This window comes from Embleya scabrispora DSM 41855, from assembly GCF_000372745.1.
GTDB classification, from domain to species: Bacteria; Actinomycetota; Actinomycetes; order Streptomycetales; family Streptomycetaceae; genus Embleya; species Embleya scabrispora.
In genome coordinates this window covers 16,638-36,657 of record NZ_KB889722.1, presented here as the reverse complement: position 1 = coordinate 36,657, position 20,020 = coordinate 16,638, and the positions used below count along the sequence as shown (strand labels likewise).

Below are 20,020 nucleotides of genomic sequence, written 5' to 3'. Positions count from 1 at the left end.
GGCATCCCGGTCTACTTCTGCAACCCGGGGAGTCCTTGGCAACGAGGCTCCAACGAGAACACCAACGGCCTGCTCCGGCAGTACTTCCCCAAGGGGACCGACCTGTCCGCCCACACCCGGGAACACCTCGACGCCGTCGCCGCCGAACTCAACGGCCGACCACGCAAAACGCTCGACTGGGCAACCCCAGCCGAGCGCCTGCATAAACTACTCGCGGCCTGAAAAACCAACCACGTGTTGCGACGACCCCTGGAATCTGCCCATGCGGTCGGGGCGTTCGTTGTTGTCCGTCTCACTTGGGGTCTTCGGCGCCTTCCGGAGCACCCCAGAGCGCGGCGCCGACCTGCCCGGCCACCTTCCTCAGCATCGGGTCGGTGACGTGCATGTACCGCGCCCGCATGCGGGCCGATCCGCCCGGCTCCCACCCCATGATCGAGTCCACGATCCGATCGGGGATGCTGAGCAGGAGGAGCACGGTGCCTGCGGGGTGCCGAGCGTCGTGAAGACGTCCTTCCCGGACCTCGGCGGCCACCAGAAGCGCCTTCCAGTGGTGGTAGTCGGTGTTGGGCACGATCGGTTCGCCGGTCGGCTTTCCGCTGACAACGGCACTACGCGGCCGTCGAGGCGCCGCTGAGCCGGCCGCCCACGTGCCGCATGCCAACGAAGACCAAGGGGCAGGCCTCGCATCAAGACAGCATGCCTGGTCGGGTTCAACCCACTGTGTGCGCTGCTGCCCCTCGTCGTCGGGGTATCCGCGGCGAACTGTCATGACGGCAACGGCCTGAAGCCGCCGGCGGCTGCCAGATCGGCGCGGGTCGCCCGCAGACGCGTCGACACGCCGCAACGACTGGGCCGATACCGCCGGGTGACACCCAAACCCCGATCGCACAGCTCACCCTTCAGGGCCCAACCCAGCCCGATCGAACGACGCACACCTGCACCACGTTCTCCGCGGACATCAACGTCCATCCCAGTCATCAGCGAGGCGCGCCACCAGCTCACCACGGGGCGCCATCAGCTCTCTACCGAAGCGTGTCGAGGGCCCGACCACCACGAGCGCGGCGATCGGCACGCCGTCGGCACCACACAGCGCCGCACCGACGGCGCGGGTGCCGTCGGCCACCTCGTTGTCATTCACACCCCACTCACGGTCTCGGGTGGCCTGAAGGGCCTCCTCGGTGAGTTCGGGATCGACGCGACGCCAGGCCTGCAATTGCTCCGCGGGTAGCCGAGCCGCGATCGCACGCAACGCCGAGCTCGACTTCGCCGGCATCTCCGAGCCGACGGTGACCGAGACGCGCAGCGTGTGACTGCTTTCGACGACATCGGCGATAAAGAGCCGATTGCCCTCCGGGACCACCAGCATCGCGGTCTCCCCGGTCGCGTCACGGGCAGCCTCCATCAACGGGCGGGCGCTCTCAGCGAGCGACGTCGAGGAGGACTTGCGCAGCACCGCGAGCAGTCCGGGGGCGAGGTACCAGCGACCGTCCACGGTGCGCTGCAGCCACCCCGCGGCGTTGAGGGTCACCGCGAGCCGATGAGCAGCACTCTTGTCAATCCCGGTGATCCGCGCGAGATCACTGACTCCGGTCGGCTGCTGCCGGGCCACCTCCTCGAGAAGCCGGCACGCGTTCCTTACCGACTGGATTTCCTTGACCGAGGACACTCAGCCCTCCTAGTCTCGCTAAGAAACACAATCATGTTACATAGTAACACGACAGGAGCGTCACCATGGGCGCCGACACCACCGGCACCGGCCTTCCCTGGGTCGAGGCGATCGCGGATTCCTTTCCCCGCCACTCGTTCAGCCAGTTCCACACCGTCCACCTCCCCGCGCTCAGCACCAAGCACCGCGACCTCTTCATCCACGACCTCGGCGGCGTGCCGCCGCTGGCGTTCCGCGTCCCCGACGGCCGCGCCTACACGTGGATCGCGGGCCCGGAGGGGGTCAAGGCCGTCGAGGGCGACGCAGGCGCAGCCACCATGATCGAACTCGACGAGCTCACCTTCTCCGAGTACGTCAACGAGCTCCTGACCGCCACCGGCTGTGTGCGGACCGAGCGCGCGGAGGTCGTCCGCGGCACCCTGCAGGACTGGAAGCGGTGGGAGCCGGCCACCCGGGCCCTGCTGACGGGGCGAGCCATCTACACCAACGCCGTCCGGGAGACCCTGGTCGACCGCGACGGCGAACCGCTGGACCTGCACCGCAGCTTCCCGGCCGATGGCAGCCGTGAGGAGATGCGGCACTTCCTCAACACCACGGGCTTCCTGCACATCAAGGGCGTCTATGCCGAGGCTGAGGTTGCACGGTTCGGTGCAGAGGTCGAGCACGTGCACTCCCGGACCACTCCGGGTGACCGCTTCTCGTGGTGGTCGCTCAACGTCGACGGTGAAGAGGTTGTCACCCGGATCAACTACCTCGGCCGCTACTCCGAGGCGCTCCAGGAGCTGTGCTTCGAGCCCCGCATGACCGAGCTCGCCCGCCTGGCCAACCCCGAGTTCCGTGTCTGTGACGATCGCCTCGACGGCCCGATGGTGTTCATCAAGTCCTCCAACATCGTCAAGGGCGACGGGAACCTGGGCTGGCACACCGACGACGGCATCGGTGGCCACCCCGCTCTGTGCCCGTTGGTCCAGGCCGGCATCCAACTCGACTACGGCAACCCCGCCAACGGGCAGCTCATGGTCCTGGCCGGCTCCCACCGCTACGCCAACCACTGGCTGAAGTGGGGCGAGGAGGGCGACCTGCCCGTGGTCAAGATCGAGACCGAGCCCGGCGACCTCACCCTGCACTTCGGCGACATCATGCACAGCACCCCACCGCCGACCGGCCCCAGCGCCGGCCGCCGCGCGCTGTACTACAAGTTCTCCGAGGAGAAGACCTTCGAGTGGGTGCCGTCCGGCTGCCACTACAACGACGCCCTCTTCCACGCCGACAGAACCGGAAGGATCTCCGCCCGCGCCGCCACCCAATAGGTACGTGTGTCCGGACCTCCACCTCCGCGAGCATCAGCCCGGGGCGTACGCGCCCGCCCTCGCCTGCTCGGCCGCCTTCTCCGCCAACTCGGCCACCACCGCCGTCAACGCACTGTCCACGCCCTGCCCGGTATCCGACACAGCCGGCTCCGAAACGCCTCCACCGCATCCGACCCACTCGCCGCAGGCTAAATGCAACCAGCGGGCCTGGCAGCTTGGTTGCAGTTCTGGTTGCATTCAGCGCCGTTCGAGGGCGTCCGTCAAGAACCCAAACGGGCGCGGCACCGCAGTTCAGGACGCCGACGAGGCCCGCCGGACGGGCAGGTGATCCACTGGAAAGCGTGTTGGGTTCACACCCTCACGAGTTCGAATCTCGTATCCTCCGCACCCGCCCATCTGGGCAAGCGTCAGCCCGGACCACTTCGATGGTCCGGGCTGACGTCGTTCTGGTTGCGCAGACCTTGCCATGCTCAGTTCATGCCTCAGGGGCCGCCGGTCACCTTGGAAGACCTACGCGACACACCGCGGGCGCGCCCTGGGCACCCCAGGCGAACCAAGGCGACCACCCGTGGGCCAGGGACGACAAGGATCTTGCACGCTCTCCAGCGTGGCCCGAGGGCAGGTGGCCCGAGGGCAGGTGGCCCGAGGGCAGGTGGCCCGAGGGCAGGTGGTTCGGGGGCAGGCGGAACGCTGCAAACCTCGCCTCCCAAATAGCTCCAGGCGACCCACCGCGCCCCCTCAGTCACAGAGCGGCCGGCTGCGGCTATAGATCCAGCACCGAGTTTGATAGTAGATCGCGATCTGCTATCAATTGGACCCGGATATCTATAGCGGACTCGCAGTCAGGAGGCGGAGCATGCGACCTGAACTGTTCGAGGGCTCCCCCGCAGGGCAGCTCATCCCCATATCAGCGGCCATGACGCACAACAGCGCCCATGGCAGCACTGGGCCTTCCTTCCGAGCCCCCTGCCCTCCACGCCGCACCTCTCTCAGCGCACATACAAGCTGGCCGGCGACGCTCAGATGGCCATCGGGCGCCTTGACTTTGCTGTCCGCAGGCTGCCTGAGCCCGCGCTGCTCGTGCGGCCCGCTCTGCGCCGCGAGGCGATCAGCACGTCAGCGCTGGAGGGCACATACGCCCCGGTCGAGGAAGTGTTCGAAGCCGAGTTCGTGGATGCGCAGCAGCAGAGTGCCGCAACCCGAGAAATCCTCAACTACGTCCGCGCTGCGGAGCGCGGACTTGAACTGATCGAGAAGAAGCCGATCTGCCTGACCCTGATCGCCGAATTGCAGGCCATCCTTGTCAAGGGGACTCGCGGTGACAGCTACGACGCAGGTCGGCTTCGTCAACGACAGGTCTACATCGGCGAGCAATACGGAGGAATCGAGCAAGCCCGGTTCGTACCTCCTCCTCACGGCAGCCATCTCGAAAACGGCGTGAGCGACTGGGAAAAATGGATCAACGCCGAGGATGACATTCCGTTGATCGCCAAGACCGCGTTGGCCCACTACCAATTTGAGACGCTTCACCCGTTCAGCGATGGCAACGGTCGCCTGGGGCGCCTGATCGTCGTGCTCATGCTTACCACCGCCGGTGCCCTCCACTACCCGGTACTCAACGTCTCTCCCTGGCTGGAGCGCCACCGAGAGCAATACAAGGACCTACTCCTACACGTCAGTCAAACCGGTGATTTCGACGATTGGACGCAATTCTTCTGCCAGGCGGTAATCGATCAGGCAGCCGATACGGTCGCTCGCATCGAGGACCTTCTGACGTTCAGAGAAAGGGTTCAAAGCCGGTTGCGCACGGCGAAGGTCAAAGGCGTGGCGCTCGGCATCGCAGACGAGCTTATCGGCTATCCCTTCATCAGCCCCACTCAAGCTGCCAATCGACACTCCGTGACATATGCGGCAGCCAATACGGCGGTGAGCAAGCTGGTAGAGCACGGCCTCCTGCGCGAGATCACCGGACGCTCGTACGGTCGGCTTTTCGCCTGCGACGAAGTCATAACCATCATCCTTGCGGATGGCCCCGCTGCGAGCTGAGACCCGAACCTTCGGACGGCAGCGACGCGCGACGAACCACGTCACCGGCAGCAGTTGAACCAACCCGCTGAGCGATGGTCCCGTCCGGCACGCCGCCGGCCTGATTCGCCCGTAAGCCGTTGGGAATGTGCTGATAGCGCTTGGCCATGGCGGTGCTCGGCCGGCCCATGTTCTCGACAGCCGCGCGCTCGGGCCCGCCCGGGATGGGCGGGATCGTCCTGGCCGCGTGGAGCCCGTCGTCCAGCAACCGGGCACTCCCGCGGCAGAACACACCCTGCCGGGCCGTTGTCCCCCGGTGTCCCTATGGTTCACGCGAGGACGGAGATGAGCGTTTGAGCGATCACTGCGGCGAGCGTGAGGCCGGCGGCGAAGGTGGCTCCTGCTCGCGAGAGAGCGGCGGGGTAGGTGGCGCCGTCGATGCGGGCAAGCACGCCCGCAGCCGCCGCGGCAAGCAGCGCGAGCGCGACGACGAGAGCGGCGGTGACGAGAACGAGGGCAAGGCGGGTCACGGTAACCTCCCGGAAGGGGACGGGACTTGACCAACACACCGTCTCGGGAACGGTGTTCGCCATGGTTCGGCCGGACGAAGACGAACACCGGCGAACACGGAACTGGGGATTCTGTGGTCGAGGAACACAGCGGCGGAACGGCGCTCGCGGAGCTGCGTGAGCGGTTGCGTTACGGGCGGGTTCTCGCCGGGCTGAACATGACCCGGCTCGCGGCCAGGGCCGGGTTGGGGCGCACCACCGTCCACACGGCCTTCCAAGACGACGGGCCGGTTCCGTCAGCGGATACGGTCGCGGCTCTGGGAAGTGCGCTGCGTCTGCCGGTGGAGGACGTGCTGGCGCTCCAGCGGGCCGCAGCCGAGGAGGCCACCCAGGCAGCGGTACCGGATGAGGGTCTGGGAAGGCCGATCGCCGAATGGGACCCGCACGACCTGGAGGTACATCCCGCCGGAACCGCCCCCGCCTCCGGCTCCGCCGCCAAATCCGGCTCCGGCTCCGGCTCCGCCTCCGCAGTGTCGGGGCGGATGCTGTCCGGTTACGTGCGCCGCGACCACGACCGGATCCTCGCCGACGCCGCAGGGGACGCCGAGGTGGGCCGAAGCCGAATGCTCGTCCTGGTCGGCTCGTCCTCGACCGGCAAGACCAGGGCGTGCTGGGAGGCCGTTCAACCGCTCGCGGCCCGTGCGTGGAGACTGTGGCATCCGTTCGACCCGACCCGGGCCGAACACGCGCTGGCCGACCTCGAACGCGTCGGACCGCGAACGGTGTTGTGGCTCAACGAGGCTCAGCACTACCTCGGCGATCCCCAGGTCGGCGAACGCCTCGCCGCCGGCCTGCACAGCCTCCTCACCGACTCCGGCCGCGGACCGGTCCTCATCCTGGGAACCCTCTGGCCCGAGTACGAGGACCAATACACCGCCATGCCCAGACCAGGCGGTCCCGACCCCCACAGCCGCGTCCGCGAGTTGCTGGCCGGCCGCACGGTGACCGTCCCCGACACCTTCGACCGGGACGCGCTCGGCGCTGCCGCGACCCTTGCCGAGGACGGCGACCGGCTGCTGGCGGACGCCCTTACCCGTGCCGGCGCCGGCGGGCGCGTCGCCCAAGACCTCGCGGGTGCCCCCGAACTCCTGCGCCGCTACAAGCAAGGCACCCCGGCCGGCCGCGCGCTGCTGGAGGCCGCGATGGACGCCCGCCGTCTCGGGATCGGCCTTCACCTTCCCCAGGCGTTCCTTACCGACGCTGCCGCCGACTACCTCACCGACCACGACTGGGACCAGCTCACCAACGACTGGGCCGACACCACCTACGCCGACCTCGCCCGTCCCGTCCACGGCAGGCAAGCCCCGCTCGGCCGGGCCAATCCCCGACCCACGCGGCGTTCCCCGGTCGGTCCGACACCGGCCACTGCCCCGGCACCACCCACGGGTCCAATGGTCCGCCTCGCCGACTACCTCGAACAGCACGGCCGCACCGCCCGCCGGCTACTCTGTCCGCCCGCATCCTTCTGGCACGCCGCTCACATCCACCTCACTCACCCCGGCGACCTCGACAACCTCGCCGAAGCCGCCAGGGACAGGGGCCGTTTGCAGTGGGCTCACCACCTCCGCCTCCGAGCTGCCCGAACCGGTCACACCGGCGCCATGATCGAACTGGGCTGGGCGAGGCAACTGGCCGGGGACCGGGAAGGCGCCGAATCCCTCTACCGGCAGGCGGCGGACGCCGGCGATCCCGGCGCCGTCCGCCGCTTGGGGCAGATACGGGAGGGCGTCGGGGACCGGGAGAGCGCCGAAACCCTCTACCGGCAGGCCGCCGACGCCGGTGAAGCCGATGCCCTGCGTGGCCTGGCGCGGCTGCGGGAGGCGGTCGGAGATTCGGAGGGTGCCGAAGCCTATTACCGGCAGGCCGCCGGCGCCGGTCACACCATCGCCTTCACCGACCTGGTGTTCATCCGGGAAAGGGCCGGAGACCGGCAGGGTGCCGAAGCCTACGCTCGGCAGGGCGCCGATGCCGGCGATGCGTTCCCCCTCACCAACCTGTCGGTGATGCGGGAGGAGACCGGGGACCGGGAGAGCGCCGAAACCCTCGCCCTGGAAGCCGTCCGCGCCGGCGATGCCAACGCCCTGCTGGAACTGGGGCGGCTGCGGGAGGAGGAAGGGGACGCAGAGGGTGCCGAAGCTGCCTACCGGCAGGCCGCGGACGCCAACGGCGGCCCCACCGCCGCCCACATGGCGCGGACGCGGGAGGAGGCCGGTGACAAGGAGAGCGCCGAAACCCTTGCCCTGAAGGCCGCCGATGCCGGTGATTTCCACGTCCTGCGCGACCTGGCGCGGATGCGGAAAGAAGCCGGGGACGGTGAGGGTGCCGAAGCCCTCCACCGACACGCCGCCGACGCCGGCCATCTCCCCTCACTGGGCATCGAAAGATGGCGGTACGGACTTGACCCGGACGGATCACCCTCAGCTCCGTGGAGCGCGGACCATCACTGAGTGGATGCCACGCGCGACGCTGCTGACCTGGATGTGCACTCCACCCCGCATCGTGTCGTCGTCGAGTGGCTCGCAACCGTCAGGATTCCGGCCCATCCTGAACTCGCCACCCAACCCACCGGGCCAGTGCAGGGTGAGGACCACGGTGAGGTAATCGCGCCTTGAGTCCGAAGCGCGGTGACGATGTCCCGCCACCGCCCATCGGTGACGAGTGGAGATTGCGCTTCGCCACCACCGAGGCCGCCAAGGGCTGGGGTGATCTCTGTGCCGAGGCGGCGGCCAATGCCCGTCGCTGCTTCGAGTCCCTCCGCACCGACCCACTGTCCACTCGCGACCCGGACCGACAGCACCGCTTACGCGGTTGTCTCGCCACCCGAATCCTGGGCGGCCGGGAGCTGCCACAAAGGGAATTCGAAGTGACCGCCGGCGGCCGCGTGCGCCATCTCGTGGACGAGGTCGGACGTACCGTCCACCTCGTGTACGCCTCCAGCGCCCGGGGCCGGTGGCTCTCGCCAGTACGTCGACGATGAACTCCGCCACGGCGACGTGTTCGCCTGCACGGCGCTCTGGCGCTGCATGCTCTGCCGGCGCCCGGAGGATGAAGATCACGTCATCACGGGTTGCCTCGAACTCGTGCAAGCTCTACAAGAGTTCCGACGACCATGGCCACCGAAGCGTCGGACGCATCCACGGTAGCGAGATACGGCGGAGCGCCGCAGGACGGCCCTTATGATCCTGCGCATGGACTGGCTGGCGCGAGCCGCAACCCTGAGGCAATGGACGAACAACGGTGCCCGTGCTCCTCACAAGCCGCTTCTGCTCCTCTACGCCCTTGGCCGTTACCAGCAGGACGCCGATCAGGAGCTTGGCTACAGCGCGGTCGAAGAGGACCTCAAGCGACTGCTCGCGGAATACGGGCCAGGCAACCGGACCACCCCCGCCTACCCGTTCCACCACCTGGTCAGCGACGGCGTGTGGGAGGTGCGCACGCGGCGCGGGGCGGGGAGCCCCGGGAGCGGTGTGCGGGAGCTGCGGAATTCCGGAGCCGCCGGCCGGCTGACTCGGGACTTGCGAGCTGCGCTGCGCCGCGACCCTTCACTGCTCAGCCGGATGGCGCGCACGTTGCTCGAATTGCACTTCCCGCCCTCGCTTCACCAGGAGCTGTGCGAGGCCACCGGCCTGGAACTCGACTGCGCCGAGACACAGCCGCTGATCCCGAGACGACGGCCGCGAAGCCAAGCGCTGCGCGAACTGGTCCTGACCGCCTACGAATACCGGTGCGCCTTCTGCGGCTACGACGGTCGGATCGGCATCATTCCGGTGGGGCTGGAGGCCGCGCACGTGTACTGGCGGGCGCTCGGCGGACCCGACGAGCTGGACAATACTCTGTGCCTGTGTTCGCTCCACCACAAGCTGTTCGACAAAGGCGTTCTCGGGGTGAGCGATGAGCACCGAGTCATGGTCGCGCAGCGATTCGTCGGGCACAGCACGGCCGCACGCGACCAGGTCATCGCCCTCACCGGGCGCCCGCTGCTCGGCCCCCAGCTGGGGACACCCTCGATAGCCCCGATCCACCGATCCTGGCACACCGCACAGGTCTTCCACGGACCCGCGCGCCCTGCCATCGCGGCGTAGTACAAGAGTTGGCCACCACCCCGACCATGATGGGGACAGTACAACCGCGGGCCGGAATGCCGGATGGACATGCACGAACGGCCGGGCAGACACGACATGGCCGGGCACCTTCCGCAGGATTGGGGCGGTGACGGGCGTGTGACGTGTCCACATGTGGGCCGAGTCGACCTGCTCTCACCCGGTCGTCCGTGTTTGTCATCGCCCCCGGTCCCGGGGCCTGCGGGGGAGGGGTGCCGGCCCCGGGGCGGGAGGGGTCAGAGGTCCAGGATGAGGCGGGGGGACCGGGCGCGGGAGACGCAGGCGTAGATGCGGTCGTTCGGGGCGCCGATGTCGTCGCGGTGGTCGGGGGTACCGGCGAGGACGGTGAGTTCGCAGCTGCCGCAGATGCCCTCGCGGCAGCCGGATGGGATGGCGTGGCCGGCGTGGTGGAGGGCGTCCAGCAGTGATTCGTTCGGGGCGACCTGAATCGTTCGGCCGGAGCGGGCGCACGTTGCCTCGAAGGGCGTGTTCGGTGCGAACGTGCGCGTTGCCGGGCGGAAACGCTCGGTGTGTATTCGTTCGGCGGGGAACGCGGTCTCGGCTGCGGCGAGCATCGGTGCCGGGCCGCAGCAGTAGATGAGCGCACGCGGGTTCAGCCCTGTCGACAGAGCGGCGAAGTCGGGCCGGCGTTGGTCCCGCGTGGTGAACAGGTGTACCCGGTCGCCGTAGGCGGCGCGGAGGTCGGTGGCGAAGGGCATGGTCGCCGCCGATTTGCCGGCGTACACGAGCGTTGCCGGGATGCCCGCTTCGACGGCGGATCGGAACATCGGCAGGATGGGGGTGATGCCGATGCCGCCGGCGAGGAACAGGTATTCCGGAGCCGGGACGAGCGGGAAGTGGTTTCGTGGCAGCGAGACTTCGAGGGTTCGGGCCGGGCGCAGGAACAGGTGGACGTACTCCGATCCGCCTCGGCTGAGCGGCTCGTGGCGTACCGCGATGCGGTAGCTCTCCCGGTCGGCCGGGTCTCCGCACAGCGAGTACTGCCGGGTCAGCCGGTTCGGCAGCGCCAGGTCGAGGTGTGCGCCCGGCTCCCAGGGGGCGAGGGGGCCGGTGGTAGCGCGCAGGACGAGGGAGACGACGTCGTCGGCCACTCGGTCCACACGGTCGAGCATGGTTTGTTGCATGGGAAGTCACCTCGGGGCTCGGTCAGTACAGGTTCCGGTAGCCGAGTTCGAGACCGTGCTCGATCAGCTTCGGATCTATGTCGAGGCCGAGTTGGGCGACGGCGACCTCGCCCGTCGAGGGCATTTCCGTGGCGAGGGACTGGCTCGCGGGATCCCACAGCCGGGACCGGATCAGCGCGCGGCCGCAGTGGAAATATGCCTCCGCCACCTCGACGACCAGCGCCAACTCCGCGTTCTTGCCCTCGATTTGCATGCGGGCGAGCACGTCGGGCTCGTCGGTGGGGTAGGCGCGGCCGTTGACCCGCAGCGTTTCTCGGAGACCGGGGATGAAAAACAGCAGGCCGACGCCGTCGTTCTCGGCGAGATTGCGGAAGGAGTCGGCGATCTTGTTGCCGGGCCGGTCGGGAATCGCAAGGGTGTGCTCGTCGAGGACCTTCACGAAGCCCGGATAGTCGCCGCGGGGTGAGCAGTCGGCGCGGCCCGCCGCGTCGGCCGTGGCCAGCGCCAGGAACGGGGAGTGGGCGATGAAGCGGTGAAAGTGCTCGTCGATGCGGTCGAGGATCTTGGCCTCGGTCATGGCCTCGGGCTCTCCGAGCCGAGCGCGAACCTCGTCCGGCGGCACCCACCGGGGGCGCGTGCGGGCATGCGTCATCGAGGGCTCCTTTTTCCAGGACCGGGCCATGGTGGGCACGGCCGTTCAGCCGGAACGGACGGGCCGTGCTGGGCATCGGGCACCGGCATCGGGCCGGGCGGCCGTTCGCATCTGCCTGCGGTCGTCGTTCCTCGCTACGCAGCAGGTCAGGGCACTATTGTGAGCAATTATTCAGCTCGTGCGCCACTCGCTTTTCACGCTGTCGTCCAGGAGGTGCCATGACGTCGGACCGACGCCGGCTTCAACCACGTAAACAGCCACGTCAGATCCGGGCGGAACTCACCCGGCAGCGCATCCTCACGGCGGCTGCTCACGTTTTCGCCGAACACGGGTACGCCGCCGGCACCACCAACCGGATCGCCGAACAGGCTCGGATCTCGATCGGCTCGCTGTATCAGTACTACCCGAACAAGGACGCGATCCTGGTCGAGCTGGTGACCCGCCACCTCGACACCGGGATGGACGCCACCTATCGCCGCCAGAACGGTGAACTGCCGGAATCGATCGAGGAGATCATCCGCGTCTTCGTGCGGATCGCGATCGAGAACCACCTGGAGGATTCGCAGTTGCTGCGTGTCATGGTCGAGCAGGCGCCCCGCTCCCCCGAATTGCTGGAGAAGATCTACCGGCACGAGCAGGTACGGGTCGCCTTCGTCCGGGAACTGCTCGACGGTCACCCCGAGGTCCGAATCGACGACACGCACACCGCGGCCCGGCTCGTCGTCTCCACGGTCGAACTCGTCGTCCATCAACTCATCGCCGCACCGGAACCCATCGACATCCCCCGGTTCGAGAACGAGCTCGTGGCCATGCTCACCCGCTACCTCACGGCCGCACCAGCCGAGCGCGGGTAGCCGACGGCCGTGAAGCCGACGCCGAGCGCGCCGGTGACGACCGGCACCCGGGCGAGCAGCCCGGGGCCGCCATCGCCCATCGGAGCAGACCTCGACTCCGACCGCTCGGGCATGCGTTGGCCCGATCGGGGCAAAGGGCGTTTCGTCTCGGGGCACGTCCTACTGAGAAGTGGTGCGTCCGCGGGCCGGTGTTACGGGATGCGCCATTGCTGGTACTTGTTTCCGGGGGTGCAGTCGACCACCGACAGTGGCTTGCCCGGGCCGTTGTTGGTCAGGCAGTTCTGACCCGCGTAGTCCTTGATGTAGACCGCGCCCGAGGTGGGGGCTTCGGTCAGCCTCCAGTTGAACGAGTAGCCGAATCCGACGGCCAATTCGGGGCGTGTGGAATTCCCGTACGGCTGGCCCATTGCCGGGCCGCTCAGGCTGCAGGTGTTGAAGGTGTCCCAGGTGGAGACCGAATGCACCCAGCCGTACTGGGAGTTGCCGCCCATGATCAGTTCCTTGCCCTGGGTGGGGCTGTCGGCGGCGAGGCCGATTCTGCGTCCGTCGGCGACGCTGGTGATGGCGCCCCAGCGGTCGCCGCCGCAACCCTGCGGGGTGCTCTGGGCCGGGGGTGGGGTGGAGGTGGGCGGCTTCGGTTGTGTGCCGCCGCCACTGCCGGTGCCGCCTCCGCCGGGCGAGCCGCCTGCTCCCGCGGACGCGGAGCCGTTCGCGCCGCCGGCGTTGGTGCCGGCGGGAGGGGGAACCGGGCCGCCTGCGCTGCCACTGCCCTGGGCGGCGCCCGGAGGTTGGCTTGCGCCGGCGGTCGTGTCGGGCGAGCCGGTGACGGCTGTCGGCGGGGACGCCGAACCCGGGCCCGGATCGGCCGACGCGCCTGGAGAGGTCCGGCTCTCGGTTGCGGCCGGTTGTGCGTTCGGTACGTTGCGGTCCGCGTCGGATCGGCCGGAGAAGGGCTTCACGAACAGGACCGTGGCAACGACTCCGGCGATGACGCCCAGGACCAGTAGGACGGCGGCTGTGCCGTGCCGCTTCCAGGCAAGCGGGCTCGCGCGCGTCGGTGTCGCGTCGGGCGGTACGGGGACCGGTTCCGGCGGCGTCGCGGAGGATGCGGGGACGGAAGCCGGCGCGGAAGCGGGAGTGGCGGCCGAAGCCCCCGAATCGGATGCGGGAGCGGCGGCCGGAGTGGGATCGGAAGCAGGTATGACGGCGGGCGGCGGAACGTCCGTGGCGACGTCCGCAGCAGCCGGAGCCGACGCCTCTGGCACGATCGGAGCGTCGTCCGCCGCGGATTCCGACACCGAACCACTCGATGCCGCCGCCTTGTCGAGGTCGGCCTCGCCCGAAGCCGGCTCGACGCCACCTGCGGCCCCTGCGGCCACGCCATCGGAAGCCGCGGGGGCCGCGTTGCTCGCTACCGCGTCATCGGAATCGGCGTCGGCCTCGCCCACACCCACACCATCGGCCGCCACTTCACCCAAGGTCGCAGGCCCGGAGCCCACACCGGATTCGGCGCCGGAGCCCTCATCGGCCGCCCCCGCCGTACCCGAACCCGCCTCCCCCACCCCAACGCCCACCGCACCCCCGACGGCAACCGCCGTCACGGCCGTCACCGCCGCCTCCGACCCACCCGCCGCCACCCCACGCGCCGCCGCGCGAGCCACGGCCGCCATCTCCGCCGCGTCGGCGTAACGGTCCTCCGGCTCCTTCGCCAGGGCCTTCGCCACGAAGGCGCGAACCGCCTCGGGGAAGTCCGCCGGAAGTTCGGGCGCCGGCTCCCGGATGTGCTTGAGCAACACCTCGTACACCGCGTCCCCGGTGAACAACGGCTGCCCGGTGAGGAGTTCGTAGCACAGCACGCCGATCGCGTACTGATCGGACGCCGGTACCGCGCCACTGCCGCGGGCCTGCTCCGGGGCGATGTACCGAACCGTCCCCAGCACCGCGTGCGAAGCGGTGAGCTTGGTCTCGGCCGTGGAGTGGGCGATGCCGAAGTCGGTGACGGTCACCCGGTCGTCGGCGCCGATCATCAGGTTCGACGGCTTGACGTCGCGGTGCACGATGCCCCGCAGATGTGCCGCGTGCAACGCGTCCAGCGCCTGGGCGACGATGCCGAGCGCCCGTTCGGCGGGCATGACCGCGCCGTCGCCGTCGCCCCGACCGTCCGCCATGACCGCGTCCATCGGCCGGCCGACGACGAGTTCCATGACGATGTACGCGACGCGCGGCTCCGATCCGCTCTCGCCGTAGTCGTGCACGTCGACGATGCCGGGATGGTCGAGCGCGGCCAGCACCTTGGCCTCGCGCCGGAACCGCTCGGCGAATTTGACGTCGGCCAGCAGCGCGGGCAGCAGGATCTTGACCGCGACCTGCCGTTCGAGTACGCCGTCGTCCGCGCGCCACACCTCGCCCATGGCGCCGCCGCCCAGCCGCTCGGCCAGCGTGTACCGGCCGCCCAGCACCGTGCCCAAACCCCACATGCCCGCTCCCCCGTAGGCTCCCGCGTTCTTCGCCCGTCGGCGAGTACGGTCCGCCGGGGCATCAGGGCGTCAGCGCGTCAAGGCCCCGAACTGCCCCTGGCAGGCGATCATTTCATCGCGCCGCACCCACCGAGCCCGCCGGGAGTCCCGCACCTGCTCCACCCGCCCACCGATGACCGCCGCGCGCGGCAGGCGCCACGACCGGGACGGGCACCGGCTCGAACGATCCTGTTGTCTCGGTCATGGCCACATCCAGGGCACACCCCCATACCGATCGAGCGTGCGCAAGCCCGCCACGAGGGCCGAACCGGCCGAACCGGCAAGGCGATACGCCGATACGACCCCGCGCTGTGCTCCTCAAACCGGTCGGCAAACCGGTCGGCGAACCGGTCCGCGCCGCGACCGGTCGGCACCACAACCTATCCGCACCTCAACCGCTCGGCTTGATGTTCTGATTGGCGTGGAAGAGGTTGTGCGGGTCGTACCTGTGCTTGATCCCGCCGAGCCGGTCGTAGTGGTCGCGATAGGTGGCCTCCACCCGGTCGTGGCTCTCGTCGGCGCCGATGAAGTTGACGTAGGCGCCACCCATGGAGTGCGGGTGCAGGTCCTGCCAGTAGTCGACGCACCACCGGCGGATGGCCTGGGCATTGGCCGGGTCCGGATCGATGCCGCCGATCACGCCGGACCACATGGCGTCCCGGTAACCCCACGCGGTGTCCTGGGCGTCGACCCGATGCGCGGCGCCGTCGATCGGGTAGAGGTGCATCGTGGACAGCGCGGTGGGCAGGTTCTCCGCGTGCTTGGCGTGCACGTCGATCGCGTCGTCCGGGATCGCGTCGAAGAAGTCGCCGCGCCAGTACCACTGCAGACCGGTGGGCATCAGTTCGTCGAACATGCTCTGCAGCACGGGGTAGGGCATCGGCGCGGTGAAGTGGAAGGCCGGCGCGCCCGGTTCGCGTACCGGCGCGAGGGGGTCATCGGCCGCCTCCGGATCCCCGGTCCGGCACCATACGACGCCGCACATCTTGTGGCCGTGGATCTCCTCGGGGAACGGCGGACCCGGCGGCACCGTGAGCACCGCGAAGAACCCGTTCAGGTCCTCGGGTGCCTGCGGCAGGAACTCGCGGTACCACCGCAGCACCTCGCGGATCTGTGCGACCGGCCACAGAGTGACCCCGCCGACCACGGTGTCCACCGGGTGCAGACGGAAGCGGAACGAGGTGACCACGCCGAAGTTGCCGCCGCCGCCGCGCAGGGCCCAGAACAGGTCCGGGTGCTCGGACTCGCTCGTGGTGACGAAACCGCCGTCCGCCAACACCACGTCCGCGGCCACCAGACTGTCCACCGTCAGGCCGTACTTGCGGGTGAGGTGGCCGTGCCCGCCGCCTAGGGTGAGGCCTCCGACGCCGGTCGTGGAGATGATTCCGGCGGGTACGCCCAAGCCGAAGGCGTGCGTGGCGTGGTCGAGGTCGGCGAGCAGGCTGCCGCCGCCGACTCGGGCCGTGCGGGCGACGGGATCAACCCGTACCCAGCGCATCGGCGCCAGATCCAGGGTGACCGCGTCGTCGACCACACACAGACCCGGACCGCTGTGCCCGCCGCCGCGGACCGCGAATTCGAGGTCGTGCTCGCGGACGAAGTCGACCGCGGCCATCACGTCCCCCGCGTCCGCGCACCGCACGACGGCGGCCGGACGTCGATCGATCATCGCGTTGTAGATCCGGCGTGCCGGGTCGTAGTCGGGATCCTGCGGTCCGACGACCGGGCCGCGCAGCGCTTCGCGCATGGCTTCGAGGGTTTTGCCGTCCATGACCATCTCCCTGACGAGACGCGGACCGCAAACCCGCTCGGCCTTCTCGCCGGCCGACCCTCGGTAAGCAATCGTGCGCCGATGCCCCGGCGCCGCCTGTGGCCTGCAGGCTCACCGGACGCCGCAGGGCTTACCCGTCCAGCCTCTCGCCGAGTACGCAACGGCGCAATTTCGCGTCCCGAGGTGCTCGGGACCCATCCCGACGGCAGCGCGAAGTGGGTCGCGTACAAGGGGCCCTCGGCCGAAAGTTCCCGGCCCGAGGGAAGCCGCATCGGGGCTTCCCTCGGGCCGGGTGATGCCGGCGCAAAACCGCCGGCTCGATCGTTGGGAGGGTGATGAAGTGGGGTCATGACCAGTCTTCACGACACCGCCCTGACCTTCCGGGCCCTGCACACCGGTGCCGCGCCCCTCGCCCTCGCCAACGTCTGGGACGCGGCAAGCGCCCGACTCGTGGCGGACGCCGGAGCAAGCGCGGTGGCCACCACCAGCGCCGGGGTCGCCTGGGGCCTGGGCGCGGCCGACGGCGATCGGCTCGGCCGCGAGCGGGCCCTCGAACTCGTCGCGCGGGTGGTGGCCGCAGTCGACGTGCCGGTCACCGCGGACATCGAGAGCGGCTTCGGCGACGATCCGGAGGGGGTGGCCGAGACCATTCGCGGTGTGCTGGCCGCCGGTGCCGTGGGTGTCAACCTGGAGGACGCCCTGCACGCCGGTTCCGTGCCGTTGCGGACGATCGCCGACCAGGGCGAGCGGATCGCCGCGGCGCGGGCCGCCGCGGACGCCGCCGGCGTCCCGCTGTTCATCAACGCCCGAGTGGACACCTACCTGCGCGGCATCGGCGACGACGACGCCGAGCGGCTGCGCGAGACGCTGGACCGGGCGACCGCCTACCTCGCGGCCGGCGCCGACGGCATCTTCGTCCCCGGCGTCACCGACCCGACCACCGTGGCCGGCCTCGCCGAGGCCCTGCCCGCCCCGCTGAACGTGCTGGTCGGTCCCGGCGCGCCCACCGTCGCCGAACTCGGCAAGCTCGGCGTGGCCCGGGTCAGCCTCGGCTCCGCGATCGCCGAGGCCGCGTACGCGGTGGTCCGCCGCTCGGCCCGGGAACTGTTCGAGACCGGGACGTACACCACGCTCACCGACGCGATCCCCTACGGCGACCTGAACGCCCTCCTGGCCCGCTGACCACATCGCACCCCCGGCGCACCGCCCACCCGGGCCGTGCGCCGGCGGCCTTTTCGGTCCGGTCCTCCCCGATACCGAGTGCCCGACCGGGATCAGGCCAACGCCAGCGTGTCGGTGCCCGCCGGGCGGCGCAGTACGGCCAGCCGGTCGGCCAGATCGCTGCCCGGAGGCGGCGTGTACAGGACCACGCGCCGGTTGTCCTCGGGGGTGATCAGCACCTGGCAGTCCACCTCCACCAGGCCCAGCACCGCGTGCCGGACCCGCATGCGGCTGTGCCGGCGCACGGCCACCTCGTGCCGGTCCCACAACTCGGCGAACTCGTCGCTGGCCTCGCGCAGGCGCGCCACCAGACGGTTCACCGCCGGGTCGTCCGGACGATGCGCCGCGGCGGCGCGCAGGTCGGCGACATGCAGGCGGCTGTAGTAGTCGTGCTCCTCGGCCGGGTACGCGGCGCGCGGGCGCATGTCGCCGAACCAGCGCCACGCCACGTTGCGCCCGTGCTCGGAGACCGTGCACACTCCGCCCAGCAGCGCCTGCGCCATCGCGTTCTGCGCGAGCACGTCGCCGAGGTCGCCGAGCACCTGGGCGGGCGTGGCCGCCAACTGGTCGAGCAGGTGCAACAGGGCCGGCGCCACCTCGTCCCCGGCGATCCGTACCGCGGGCGGGCGGTGGCCGGCCAGCAGGTGGAGGTGATCGCGCTCGTCGTCGCTCAGCCGCAACGCGCGAGCCAGCGCGCCGAGCATCTGGGTCGAGGGCTGCGGGCCGCGGGCCTGTTCCAGCCGGATGTAGTAGTCCGCGGACATGCCCGCGAGTTGGGCCACTTCCTCGCGGCGCAGGCCCGGCGTACGGCGCCGGGGACCGGTGGGCAGGCCCGCGTCCTCGGGGGAGACCCGTTCCCTGGACCGGCGCAGGAAGTCGGCGAGTTCACCGCGAGCGATCGTCATGCCCATCATCGTGCCGCATCACCGCGACTCCCAGGCTGGGACTCCCGATCCCAGGGTCGGCGGGGCTCTCCCGGCCCGGTGCGCCCGGCGGCAGAGTTCCCGGTGTCGGGACGAACGCCCGACACCACGTCGCTCGAAGCGCCCGGACCCGCGGGTTCGCAGTCCGGGCAGCCCGAGCCGATGCACAGGGAGCGCATCATGCCCGTCGTCGAGGTTGCCGACGCCCAGGTCCACTACACCGTCTCCGGCACCGGTTCCGGTCCCGCGCTCCTGCTCGTGCACGGCACCGGATCCGTGGGGGCGCCGGTGACCTGGGGCTCGACCGTTCCGCTGTTCGATCACGAGCGGGTGGTCATCGCACCCGACCTGTCCGGGACGGACGCGACCCCCGACGGCGGCGGCCGGCTCACCGTCGAGATCCTGGCCGGCCAGGTGATCGCGGTGATCGAGGACGCCGGCCCGGGCGCGGTGGACCTGCTCGGCTTCTCGATGGGTTCGACCGTGGCCGCGGCCGTGGCCTCGCTGCGCCCGGACCTGGTGCGCCGACTGGTCCTGGTCGCCGGGTGGGCGCACGTGGACAGCGACGAATACCTGCGCAACCTGTTCACCGTGTGGCAGCGGCTGGGTCGCACCGACGCCGAGTCGTTCTCCCGAAACGTGACGATGACCGGTTTCAGCCGGAGCTTTCTGAATTCGATCGGTCGCGACGGCGTGGAGGCGATGTCGGCGAACATGCCGCCCACGCCGGGCACCCTGCGGCACGTGGACTACAACCTCACCGCCGACCTGCGCCCGCTGCTGCCCGGGATCCGGGCCCGCACGCTGGTCGTCGGCTGCACGCAGGACGCCACCATCCCGGTGGAGCACAGCCGCGCGCTGCACGACGCGATCGCCGGCAGCACGTACGTGGAGATCGACTCCGGACACGTGGTGATGTTCGAGAAGCGGAAGGAATTCGTCGAGAAGGTACGCGAGTTCATCGTCGCCGCGTGAGCCGCGAGCCCGCTCCCCGCCGCACCGGCCGGTTCACCACCGCGGTCCCGGGTCGTGCGGACGGCGACCCGACCGCCCGGACCGGGCGGCGGAAAGCGGAGAAGACCCGCTTGGCGCCCGCCCGTCCCCCGCCGGCCGATCGCGGGAAAACCCGCCACCCCGGGTCCCGCCGCGGCCCACAATGGCGAAGAAACTCGGCCCCGACGCCCTCGTCCGCCGGGTACGCGACGCGACCACGACGGGCCGGGCCCGGGCCGCGGCGGCCGGCAGTGGCCCGGGCCGGCCGAGCCGCT

At 70.0% G+C, this 20,020-nt stretch carries 15 protein-coding genes and 1 pseudogene; 8 read left to right on the top strand and 8 right to left on the bottom strand.

All coding sequences use genetic code 11. The annotated features are described in order from the left end of the window. Window positions 1-222 (top strand): IS30 family transposase (locus tag A3IC_RS0145940; protein WP_020548772.1); only part of this gene is annotated, 222 nt, incomplete at its 5' end. A 70-nt stretch (window positions 223-292) separates the two neighbouring features. Here the strand turns inward: A3IC_RS0145940 and A3IC_RS0145935 are convergent. Together A3IC_RS0145935 and A3IC_RS0145930 are read right to left on the bottom strand one after the other, a co-directional pair. Further along, window positions 293-610: pseudogene (locus A3IC_RS0145935) on the bottom strand (site-specific integrase); the annotation flags it as partial. 348 nt (window positions 611-958) lie between these two features. Beyond that, complete coding sequence (locus tag A3IC_RS0145930) at window positions 959-1,666, bottom strand: IclR family transcriptional regulator (RefSeq protein ID WP_079027120.1); 708 nt, start codon at window positions 1,664-1,666, stop codon at window positions 959-961. Window positions 1,667-1,731: 65 nt separating this feature from the next. On the opposite strand from A3IC_RS0145930, the gene A3IC_RS0145925 reads away from it, so the two are divergent. After that, on the top strand, window positions 1,732-2,976 hold the full coding sequence (locus A3IC_RS0145925) for a phytanoyl-CoA dioxygenase family protein (protein ID WP_020556806.1): 1,245 nt from the start codon (window positions 1,732-1,734) through the stop codon (window positions 2,974-2,976). A gap of 906 nt (window positions 2,977-3,882) precedes the next feature. Next, the gene (locus A3IC_RS0145915) at window positions 3,883-5,022 is read left to right on the top strand and encodes a Fic family protein (RefSeq protein WP_321184136.1); all 1,140 of its coding nucleotides are present in this window, start codon (window positions 3,883-3,885) and stop codon (window positions 5,020-5,022) included. Window positions 5,023-5,330: 308 nt separating this feature from the next. On the opposite strand, the gene A3IC_RS0145910 is transcribed toward A3IC_RS0145915, so the two are convergent. Then, window positions 5,331-5,531 carry a hypothetical protein gene (locus A3IC_RS0145910; RefSeq protein WP_026219515.1) on the bottom strand — a complete coding sequence of 67 codons (201 nt, stop codon included), beginning with the start codon at window positions 5,529-5,531 and terminating at the stop codon, window positions 5,331-5,333. Window positions 5,532-5,644: 113 nt separating this feature from the next. On the opposite strand from A3IC_RS0145910, the gene A3IC_RS0145905 reads away from it, so the two are divergent. Both A3IC_RS0145905 and A3IC_RS0145895 read left to right on the top strand, forming a co-directional pair. Further along, window positions 5,645-8,017, top strand: coding sequence for an SEL1-like repeat protein (locus tag A3IC_RS0145905; protein ID WP_020556802.1), 2,373 nt, complete (start codon window positions 5,645-5,647; stop codon window positions 8,015-8,017). A 741-nt stretch (window positions 8,018-8,758) separates the two neighbouring features. Beyond that, complete coding sequence (locus A3IC_RS0145895; RefSeq protein ID WP_026219514.1) at window positions 8,759-9,652, top strand: phosphorothioated DNA-binding restriction endonuclease; 894 nt, start codon at window positions 8,759-8,761, stop codon at window positions 9,650-9,652. Window positions 9,653-9,906: 254 nt separating this feature from the next. Here A3IC_RS0145895 and A3IC_RS0145890 read toward each other — a convergent pair whose 3' ends face one another. Together A3IC_RS0145890 and A3IC_RS0145885 are read right to left on the bottom strand one after the other, a co-directional pair. Beyond that, window positions 9,907-10,815: a PDR/VanB family oxidoreductase gene (locus A3IC_RS0145890; protein ID WP_020556799.1), complete on the bottom strand. Its 909-nt coding sequence runs from the start codon at window positions 10,813-10,815 to the stop codon at window positions 9,907-9,909. Window positions 10,816-10,837: 22 nt separating this feature from the next. After that, complete coding sequence (locus A3IC_RS0145885; protein WP_026219513.1) at window positions 10,838-11,467, bottom strand: MSMEG_1061 family FMN-dependent PPOX-type flavoprotein; 630 nt, start codon at window positions 11,465-11,467, stop codon at window positions 10,838-10,840. Between the two features lie 218 nt (window positions 11,468-11,685). On the opposite strand from A3IC_RS0145885, the gene A3IC_RS0145880 reads away from it, so the two are divergent. Then, on the top strand, window positions 11,686-12,321 hold the full coding sequence (locus A3IC_RS0145880) for a TetR/AcrR family transcriptional regulator (RefSeq protein WP_020556797.1): 636 nt from the start codon (window positions 11,686-11,688) through the stop codon (window positions 12,319-12,321). 191 nt (window positions 12,322-12,512) lie between these two features. Here the strand turns inward: A3IC_RS0145880 and A3IC_RS63555 are convergent, their stop codons facing one another. Then, window positions 12,513-14,798, bottom strand: coding sequence for a serine/threonine-protein kinase (locus tag A3IC_RS63555; RefSeq protein ID WP_020556795.1), 2,286 nt, complete (start codon window positions 14,796-14,798; stop codon window positions 12,513-12,515). A 430-nt stretch (window positions 14,799-15,228) separates the two neighbouring features. After that, window positions 15,229-16,608, bottom strand: a complete 1,380-nt coding sequence (locus A3IC_RS0145860) for an FAD-binding oxidoreductase (RefSeq protein ID WP_026219512.1) — start codon at window positions 16,606-16,608, stop codon at window positions 15,229-15,231. Between the two features lie 348 nt (window positions 16,609-16,956). Here A3IC_RS0145860 and A3IC_RS0145855 point away from each other — a divergent pair, with 348 nt between their 5' ends. Beyond that, window positions 16,957-17,790 (top strand): isocitrate lyase/PEP mutase family protein, encoded by an 834-nt coding sequence (locus A3IC_RS0145855; protein ID WP_020556792.1) that lies wholly within the window; start codon window positions 16,957-16,959, stop codon window positions 17,788-17,790. A 92-nt stretch (window positions 17,791-17,882) separates the two neighbouring features. Here A3IC_RS0145855 and A3IC_RS0145850 read toward each other — a convergent pair whose 3' ends face one another. After that, window positions 17,883-18,743, bottom strand: a complete 861-nt coding sequence (locus tag A3IC_RS0145850) for a helix-turn-helix transcriptional regulator (protein WP_020556791.1) — start codon at window positions 18,741-18,743, stop codon at window positions 17,883-17,885. 189 nt (window positions 18,744-18,932) lie between these two features. On the opposite strand from A3IC_RS0145850, the gene A3IC_RS0145845 reads away from it, so the two are divergent. After that, a complete protein-coding gene (locus A3IC_RS0145845; RefSeq protein WP_026219510.1) occupies window positions 18,933-19,727 on the top strand; it encodes an alpha/beta fold hydrolase in 795 nt (264 codons plus the stop codon). Window positions 19,728-20,020: the final 293 nt, after the last annotated feature.